This is a genomic window from Streptacidiphilus monticola (assembly GCF_042658505.1).
Classification (GTDB): Bacteria; Actinomycetota; Actinomycetes; order Streptomycetales; family Streptomycetaceae; genus Streptacidiphilus; species Streptacidiphilus monticola.
Genome location: NZ_JBHSQJ010000008.1, coordinates 1 through 7,999, shown reverse-complemented (window position 1 = coordinate 7,999; position 7,999 = coordinate 1). Strand labels below are relative to the sequence as shown.

Genomic DNA, 7,999 nt, shown 5'->3' with positions numbered 1-7,999 from the left:
GAGGCGGAGGCGGTCGCCGCCCACCTCGCCCTCGCCGGGCCGGCCGGGGCGACGACGGCGGCGTTCTGCGCCCTCGCCCTGGGCGACGCCCCCGGCGCCCGAAGGGCGGCTGAAGCCGCGCTCGCGACGACCCCGGCGTGGGATCTGCGCGCCGTTGCCCTCCTGCACGCCGCGCTGGCCCGAGCCCATGCCCTCCTCGACGCCCCGGATGCGGCCCACGACTCGGCCACGGCCGCGACCCACGCCGCGGCCGGCCTGACCAGCACCCTCGTGACCGAAGTCGTCGCCTCCCTGCGCTGAGCGGCACGCCCCCTCAAGCGCACGAGGAACTGCGCGACCAGCCGACCACTGAGGGAGGTTCGTCTCCATCTGCCGGCCGGACCTTCCCGGGTGGTGTGTTGCCCGCGCGGTTCCTCGCGCCCCTGACGGGGCTGCATGGTTGCTCGCGTCGCCCCGCGGCGGAGCCGCACCTCGGCAGGAGCCCCACGCTGCTACCTGGGCAGGGCGCGGAACAAGCCCTCCTGCATCACGGAGACGGCCAACCGCCCGTCCCGGGTGAAGAGTTGACCGTGCGCCAGACCCCTCCCGCCCACCGCCACCGGGGACTGCTGCTGGTAGAGAAGCCACTCGTCCGCCCGGAAGGGCTGATGGAACCACATGGCGTGATCCAGCGACGCCATGTCGAAGTGCCGCTTCCCCCACAGGGGCTCCACCGGCACGCGCACCGCGTCCAGCAGGGTCATGTCGCTCGCGTACGTCACCGCGCACGCGTGCACCAGCGGGTCGTCGACCAGCTTGCCCACCGTCCGCAGCCACACCGCACTGCGGGGCTCGACCCCGCCCAGTTCGTCCTTCGTCCACCGCAGCCGGTCCACGTACCGCAGGTCGAACGGCTGGCGGCGCGAGATGAACGGCGGCAGTTCGCCCAGCACGGAGCCGACCTCGTCCAGCGCGCTCGGCAGCGACTCCGGATCCGGGACGTCGGGCATGGCCACCTGGTGCTCGAAGGGGCCGGTCTCGGGCAGGTGGAAGTCGGCCGTCAGGGCGAAGATGGTCCGGCCCTGCTGTACGCCGAGCACCCGGCGCGTCGTGAAGGAGCGGCCGTCGCGGATGCGGTCCACGGTGTAGACGATCGGCACGCCCGGCGTGCCCGGTCGCAGGAAGTACGCGTGCAGCGAGTGCACCGGGCGGCCCGGGTCGACCGTGCGGCCCGCCGCGATCAGCGCCTGGCCGGCCACCTGGCCGCCGAAGACCCGCTGCAGGGATTCCTCCGGACTGCGGCCGCGGAAGATGTTCAGCTCGATCTGCTCCAGGTCCAGCAGCTCGACCAGGTGCCCCACCGGATTGGCCGCCGACTCGTCCTCACCCATGCCCGCTCCGTTCCTCCGCGCTCGGACGCCATTCTCACCCGCGCGACCCGGCACCACCCGCACGGGCCTGCTCAGATGTACGGGGCGCCGCCCGAACGGGTGAGAAACAGGTGTCGCGGAACGGCTGCTTCCAGGCGTGTTCTCCCTGCTCAGCTCTGGTGCAACTCCGAACCGGCACCGAATCTTCGGCAAATCGGCGTTCATCGCGAAGTGCCACGATTCCGGCGTGAGTTCGCTGACGTCCGCCACCGACGACCCACCGCAGCGCCCGCAGGCCCCGGAGGCCGACGCCGCGGCGCAGGCAGCGGCCGCGCCGACGCGGAAGGGCGCGGCGAAGGCCGCGCACCGGCTCCCGCCCGCGCAGGTCAACCGGCTGCTGACGGTGCTGTGCTGCGCGTCCATGCTGATCGGCGCCCGGGACGTGTGGAACCGCAGCGCGGTCAACCAGCCCGTGCACGCGCTCGCCGTCATCCTCTACTTCGGCGGGCTGCTGGCCATCGCGGTGCTCGCCCTCGCGGTGCGCACCCGGCGGGCGATGACGCTGCTGGACGCCTCCCTGCTCGGGATCGCCGCGCTGGAGTGCCTGAACCGCTTCTACACGGTGACGGCCGCGCAGCCGCCGCACGGCACCTCGGGCGGGCGGGTCTACTACGGCACCGACGAGGGCGCGCTGGTGCACAGCGCGGCGCGGACCTTGCTGCACCATGGCCACATCTACGGCACCCACTGGCCGGAGATCTTCAAGCTCTACCACGTGGGCACCACCCCGCTGATGGACGGCGGCGCCGCCACCGGCCTCGACTACCCGCCGCTGGGGCCGGTGCTGACGGCGATTCCGATGCGGCTCGGGTTGAGCCACCCGTCGGCGGGGATCGCCGCCACGGTGATGCTGCTGGTCGCCTCGGTCGTCATGTTCCTGCTGCTGCCGCCCTCGTGGCGGCCGGTCGCCGTGATCGTCTGCTACGGGCTGGGCTGGCTGCCCAACTACGCGCAGATGGGCTACCCGGGCTGCATGGAGCTCGCGTTCCTCATCTTCACCGTGGCCTACTGGCACCGGACCGGGGCCGGCGGTCGCCTCGGGGTGCGCGGCAGCGCGCAGGCCGCCTCCCTCGGCATCGCCGCGTGCTTCCACCAACTGACGTGGTTCCTGGCGCCGTTCCTCGCCGTGGGGCTGTTCATGATCCGCCGCGGGGAGCTGCCGGCCCGTCAGGCGGCGCTGGTGGTGCTGCGGTACAGCGGCATCGCCCTCGGCGTCTTCCTGGTGATCAACCTGCCCTTCGTCCTCCAGGGGCCGCACGCCTGGCTGCTGGGCATCCTCACCCCCCTGGTGCAGCAGGCCATCCCCGCCGGCCAGGGCGTGGTCGGCATCTCGCAGTTCCTCACCTCGGGCAGCGGTGCGCTGCACCTGTACAGCACCGGCGGCCTGCTGTTCGGCATGGCGATGCTGGTCCTGCTGGTGGTCTTCCCGCGGCGGCTGGGCCCCGCCGTCACGGTCATGCCCTGGGTGGTGTTCTACCTGTCCACCCGCTCGCAGCAGGACTACTGGGACCTGACGGTGCCGCTGTGGGTGATGGCCGCCGCCACCGTCGGGGCCGCCGACTTCGACCGGGCCTGGCATCCGCGCATGGGCTGGCTGCGCAGCCGCACGGTGCGGACCCTGCTGGTGCCGGTGCTGCTCGCCCCGTCACTCGTCTGCCTGCTGGTCGCGGTGGCCACGCCGCCCCCGTTGACCATGAGCGTCCAGGCCGTCGAGGGCCGGGAGGGCAGCGGACTGCGCGCGCTCACCGGGGTGCTGACACGGCTTCAGGTCCAGGTGACCAACACCACCGGCGCCCAGCTCAGCCCGCACTTCGCCACCAGCACCGGCTCCACCATCTCCGACTACTGGGCGGTGCTGGCCGGCCCGAAGCAGCTGGCCCCGCACGCCACCGCCGTCTACACCCTGGGCGCGCCGGAGAAGGGCGTGGAGCCCCCCGGCATCAAGGGCAGGATCCTGCTGCGCGCGGTGACCCCGCAGCCGATGAGCCTGTCCACCGTCGTCATCGGCACCGGCCCGGATCCGAGCACGCTGCCGCTGATCCGTCAGGTCCGGCACCACGTGCGCGTCAGCGCTCAGGGCCGGTAGGGCGCGGGACGGCAGGGCTCAGGGCCGGTACGGCAGGGCTCACGGCCGGTACGGCAGCGCTCACGGCCGGTATGGCAGCGCGGGGACGTCGAAGCAGTTGGCGTCCATGTCCGGCACCTGGGTGACCCAGCCGCCGCGGCCGCCCTCGGCCGCGTCCTGCCAGCGCGCCACGTCCAGGCAGGCGTGCTGCGGCCCCTGCGGCGGAGACGCGCTCGGGACGAAGGAGGCGGGGACGAGCAGGCCGTGCGCGTCGTAGGGCTGACGGCGCGTCATGAAGGCGTCCACGCAGGCGGAGTCGACGGTGCGGCCGCAGGAGGCGGCGGCGTCCGTGAACCACTGGGCGGCGGCCCAGCCCTCCAGCTCCCACTGCGACAGCAGTCCCTCCCGCTGCGGGTAGTACCGCTGCATGGCGGCCCGGAAGGCGGCGACCGCGGCGTATCCGGTGTCCTCGTAGTTGCGGCTGCCCGAGGTGGCCCACAGCTCCTGGCGGCACTGGGGGACCTGGGCGTAGTCGGTGCGCACCTGCTCGGACCAGTTCTGCACGTTGGTGACCTTGGCCGTCGGACGCACGCCCGCGGCGGCCATCGCCTGGCACAGGCCGACATTGCCCCGGGTGTCCAGCGCGTCCAGCACCAGCTGCGTCCCGGCGTGCTTCATCGCGGCCGCGACGGCGGCGAAGCCGGGCAGCGCGAAGTCCACCGTCTCGGACAGCACCTGGTACCCCTCGGCGCGCAGCCCCTGCGCCACCTGGGCGGCGTAACGGGCCGAGTCCGCCTGGTTGTAGGCCACCACGGCGGCCCGGCTCAGCCCGAGCTTCTGCTTGAAGTACCGGTACACCTCCGTGGTCTGGTACTGCACGCCGTTCCAGCCGACGGCGCGACCGTCGCGCGGCTCGTCGCTGCCGTTGATGGCGTACAGGTGCGGATAGCGGTCGTAGGCGGTGTCGATGGGCTGGCCGCCGATGTCGGGCACGCCCTTCGCGCTGACGTGGGCCGCGCCCGCGTAGTCGAGGACGCTGGTGGCCACCAGCGCGACCACGTGTTGCTGGTCCAGGAGTTGGTGGACGCAGCGCTGGTCGCCCAGGCCCGAGCCCTCGTCGTCGCAGGTGACCACCCGGATCTGACGGCCCGCCAGACCGCCCTTGGCGTCCAGCGCCTGGAAGAACGCGAGCGCGCCGTACCGGGGCCCGGCGAAGGCCTCGGCGCCGAGCGGGCTGCTCACCGAGGTGAGCACGCCGACCGTGATCGGCGGCGCGGCCGGCCCGCCACTGCCCGGGCCGGTGCCGCCCGGCTCGAAGTCCCGTTCCGGCAGCCTGCTGCCGCAGCCCGCGAGGGCGAGCAGCAGCAGGACCGCGCCCAGGGCGCCGAGCCGGGCGGCGATCCCGGACCGCGACCGCACGGGGTCAGGAGCAGCCGGGGACCGCGGCGGCCGAGCTGCCGCTCAGCTTCAGCAGGCCGCACAGCGTGGAGTCGGAGACCTGCCAGACGCCGTTGTGCTGCACGCTGTGCCCGGAGGCCCCGGGTATCTGCGGCTGCCCGCCGACGCACAGGTTGTACGTCACCCCGGCCGCGGTGGCGGAGCTGAACTGCACCGCGGTGACGGTGGCGGAGGCGTGCGCGGCAAGGGAGTTGCCGCCGAAGGCGTGCAGCACCGGAGCGAAGGCGGTGCCGTTCTCCAGCAGGCCGATCTTCTCGGCGGCCGGGGTGGCCGGGTTGAAGAACTTCGCCCAGTTCGCGGAGATCTGCTGCGCCGCGGCCGCAGGGTCGGCCGGCCCGGTGCCGCTCACCTTCGGCGCGGCGCCCGTCCCGCAGGGCGCGGCGGCGGCCGCGGACGAGGAGGGGGCGGCCGCGCTGCTGCTCGCACCGGTCTGCGCCCCGCCGCTCGCACCGGTGGCGCCGACGGTCGGGTTGACCGCGGACTTCGAACTGCTCGAACTGGAGCAGGCAGCCGCGATCAGCAGTACCGCGACGGCCAGCAGCGCCTGGAGCACGGCGCGGGCCCCGCGTCGGCTTCTGAAGGACCGTGCATCGGACATGGCATCGTCACCACCCGACTGAGCGCGAATCAGGTCGTTTCCACGCTAGACCTCCCCATCGACAACGCACCCGGACGGAACGGGATCGATGGGTGACCGTGACAGTGCCGTGCCCTGGGCCGCTCCGGAACGCGGCCGACCGCTTCCGACGCGCGTGCAGGCATGGAGCACCGGCCCGACCTTGTGCTTTGCTGGACGGCATGGAGGTGCCACGTCCGCCCCGACCGGCCCGGCTGCGGGTGCGGCTCGGCTGGCTCGCGGGCGCGGCGGGGGCGGCCCTGCTCGTCCTCGGCTGGTACGGGATCTCCGGTGAGCGCTACGCCGAACGGCAGCTCCCCTACCTCGCCTCCGCCACCGTCCCGGGTGCGGCACTGGTGATCGCCGCGGCGGTGCTGCTGGCGGGCGGCTCCGGGCCCGATCGGCACGCAGAGCAGCAGGAGGCCCGACTGGCGGAACTGCAACGGCAGTTGGACCTGCTCACCCAGTTGCTGGCCGAGCAGCGCGCCGCCTCTCCGGCAGCGAGCGGTCCACCGAGCGGTGGCGCCGACGACGCGCCGCCGGCCGACGGCGAGCCCGGCTTCTACCTCGTCCCCGGGGGCCGGACCTTCCACCGCGCCGGCTGCCTGCTGCTCCACGGCCGCCAGGACGTTCGCCCGCTGGAGGCCGCGGAGGGACTGCGCCCCTGCCCGCTGTGCGACCCGCGGGAACACTGACATGTCGGCGCCGCTGACGGTGGAACTGGCCTTCGCCGGCATCGCCGTGGGCAGCGCGGCCGCGCTCTCGGGCATCGGCCTGGTCGTCTGCTACCGGGCCACCGGCGTGCTCAACCTGGCGCAGGGCGCCATCGCCATGGTCACCGCGTACGCGCTGCGCCAGTGCGTGGTGGTCTGGCACTGGCCACGCCCGCTCGCGCTCTGCGCCTGCCTGCTGGTCTTCGCTCCGGGCCTGGGCTGGGCCCTGGACGCCCTGGTCTTCCGGCGGCTGCAGCGGCGCGGCGCCGGGACGGTGCACCTGCTGGTCGCCTGCCTGGGCGTGTTCGTGCTGCTGGTCGGGGCCGCCTACCTGCTCTGGGGACCGGTGCCCCGGCTGGACGCGCCGAAGGTGCTGCCGTTCAGCGCCCTGTGGGTGGTGCTGGTGCTGGCGGCCGGAGTGGCCGCGGTCAGCCGGTTCACCGGCTTCGGCCGCCAGGTCCGCGCGGTCGTCGACAATCGCGGCCTGGCCGAGCTGGCGGGCGTGGACGCGGACCGCGTCTCCAGCGTCGGCTGGGCGTTCAGCGCCTTCACGGCCGGCCTGACCGGGGCGCTGCTCGCCCCCGAACTGCGGCTCGACCCCTTCGGGCTGCCGCTGCTGGTGATGGAGACGGTCGCGGTGGCGGTGCTCGCTGGGCTGCGCAGCCTCACGCTGGCGGTGGTCTCGGCGCTGCTCCTGGGCGTCGTGCAGAGCGAACTGACGCAGCTTCAGTCCCCGACCTGGCATGCGGTCAGCGCCAACGTCTTCGTGCTGGCCCTGCTGGCAGGCGGGCTGTGGCTGCTTCCGCGCGGCAGCGAGACACGGCCGGTGCCCCCCGGTCCGCCGATCCCGGCCGACGACGCGGACCGCTTCTTCCCGGTCCGCGTCGCGGTCATGGCGCTGCTGCTGATCCCCTTCGCCTTCCGCCCCGACGACCTTCGCGCGGCCCTGCAGGTGCCGGCGCTGGCGCTGGTCCTGCTGTCGGTCGTGGTGGTCACCGGCTACGGCGGCCAGATCTCCCTGGGCCAGGCGGGTTACGCGGGCGTCGGCGCACTGCTGACCGGGGCGCTGGCCGCGTCGATGCCCCCGCTGCTCGCCCTGGCGTGCGCGGTGCTGATCGCCGCCCCGCTCGGCCTGCTCGTCGGCTGGCCCGCCATCCGCCGCCGGGGGCTGGCGCTGGCGCTGACCACGTTCGCGGTGGGAACGGCGTTCAGCCGCCTGGTCTTCGAGCAGCCCGACCTGACGGGCGGCCTGGTCCTCGACCGCGGCACCGGCGGCCCGCTGGCCGACGACCGCTTCTTCTACGGCCTCGAACTCGCCCTGCTGCTCTGCGCCCTGACGGTCGTTCGGCTGCTGCGCCGCGGTCCGACCGGCCGTGCGCTGGGCGCGATGCGCGACCACGAGCCCGGCGCGGCGGCGGCGGGCGTGGCGGTCCCCCGGCTCAAGCTGGGCGCGTTCGTCCTGGGCGCGGCCCTCGCCGCCCTCGGCGGCGGCCTGCTGGCGCTGGGGGGCCAGGCCTTCGACGCCTCGGCGTTCGACCCGGTCCAGGGGTTGGTCTGGTTCGCGGCGGTCATCGTCCTGGGCCCCGACAGCGCGGTGGGCGCACTCCTCGCCGCGGCGCTCCTCACCGCCCTGCCGACCGGCCCCGCCATCGCCCTGCTGGGGCTCCTCGCCCTCCTCCCCCTCCCCCCGGGCGGCCTCGCCGCCTTCCCCCGCCAGTGGCTCACCCCCACCCACGCC

General features: G+C 74.2%; 6 protein-coding genes and 1 pseudogene. 4 read left to right on the top strand and 3 right to left on the bottom strand.

What is annotated here, in order from left to right:
* Positions 1-300: pseudogene (locus ACFP3V_RS02700) on the top strand (hypothetical protein); the annotation flags it as partial.
* 191 nt (positions 301-491) lie between these two features.
* Here the strand turns inward: ACFP3V_RS02700 and ACFP3V_RS02695 are convergent.
* Positions 492-1,370, bottom strand: a complete 879-nt coding sequence (locus ACFP3V_RS02695) for an acyl-CoA thioesterase (RefSeq protein ID WP_380579252.1) — start codon at positions 1,368-1,370, stop codon at positions 492-494.
* 226 nt (positions 1,371-1,596) lie between these two features.
* Here ACFP3V_RS02695 and ACFP3V_RS02690 point away from each other — a divergent pair, with 226 nt between their 5' ends.
* Entirely contained in the window at positions 1,597-3,495 is a 1,899-nt protein-coding gene (locus tag ACFP3V_RS02690; protein WP_380579250.1) for a hypothetical protein, read from the top strand.
* 60 nt (positions 3,496-3,555) lie between these two features.
* Here ACFP3V_RS02690 and ACFP3V_RS02685 read toward each other — a convergent pair whose 3' ends face one another.
* Together ACFP3V_RS02685 and ACFP3V_RS02680 are read right to left on the bottom strand one after the other, a co-directional pair.
* Positions 3,556-4,893: an ABC transporter substrate-binding protein gene (locus ACFP3V_RS02685; RefSeq protein WP_380579248.1), complete on the bottom strand. Its 1,338-nt coding sequence runs from the start codon at positions 4,891-4,893 to the stop codon at positions 3,556-3,558.
* Between the two features lie 4 nt (positions 4,894-4,897).
* A complete protein-coding gene (locus tag ACFP3V_RS02680) occupies positions 4,898-5,530 on the bottom strand; it encodes an MTB12 C-terminal domain-containing protein (RefSeq protein ID WP_380579246.1) in 633 nt (210 codons plus the stop codon).
* A gap of 200 nt (positions 5,531-5,730) precedes the next feature.
* Between ACFP3V_RS02680 and ACFP3V_RS02675 the strand changes: the two genes are divergently transcribed.
* On the top strand, positions 5,731-6,243 hold the full coding sequence (locus ACFP3V_RS02675) for a hypothetical protein (protein WP_380579244.1): 513 nt from the start codon (positions 5,731-5,733) through the stop codon (positions 6,241-6,243).
* A gap of 1 nt (position 6,244) precedes the next feature.
* On the top strand, positions 6,245-7,999 hold a 1,755-nt coding region (locus ACFP3V_RS02670; protein ID WP_417774518.1), incomplete at its 3' end, for a branched-chain amino acid ABC transporter permease.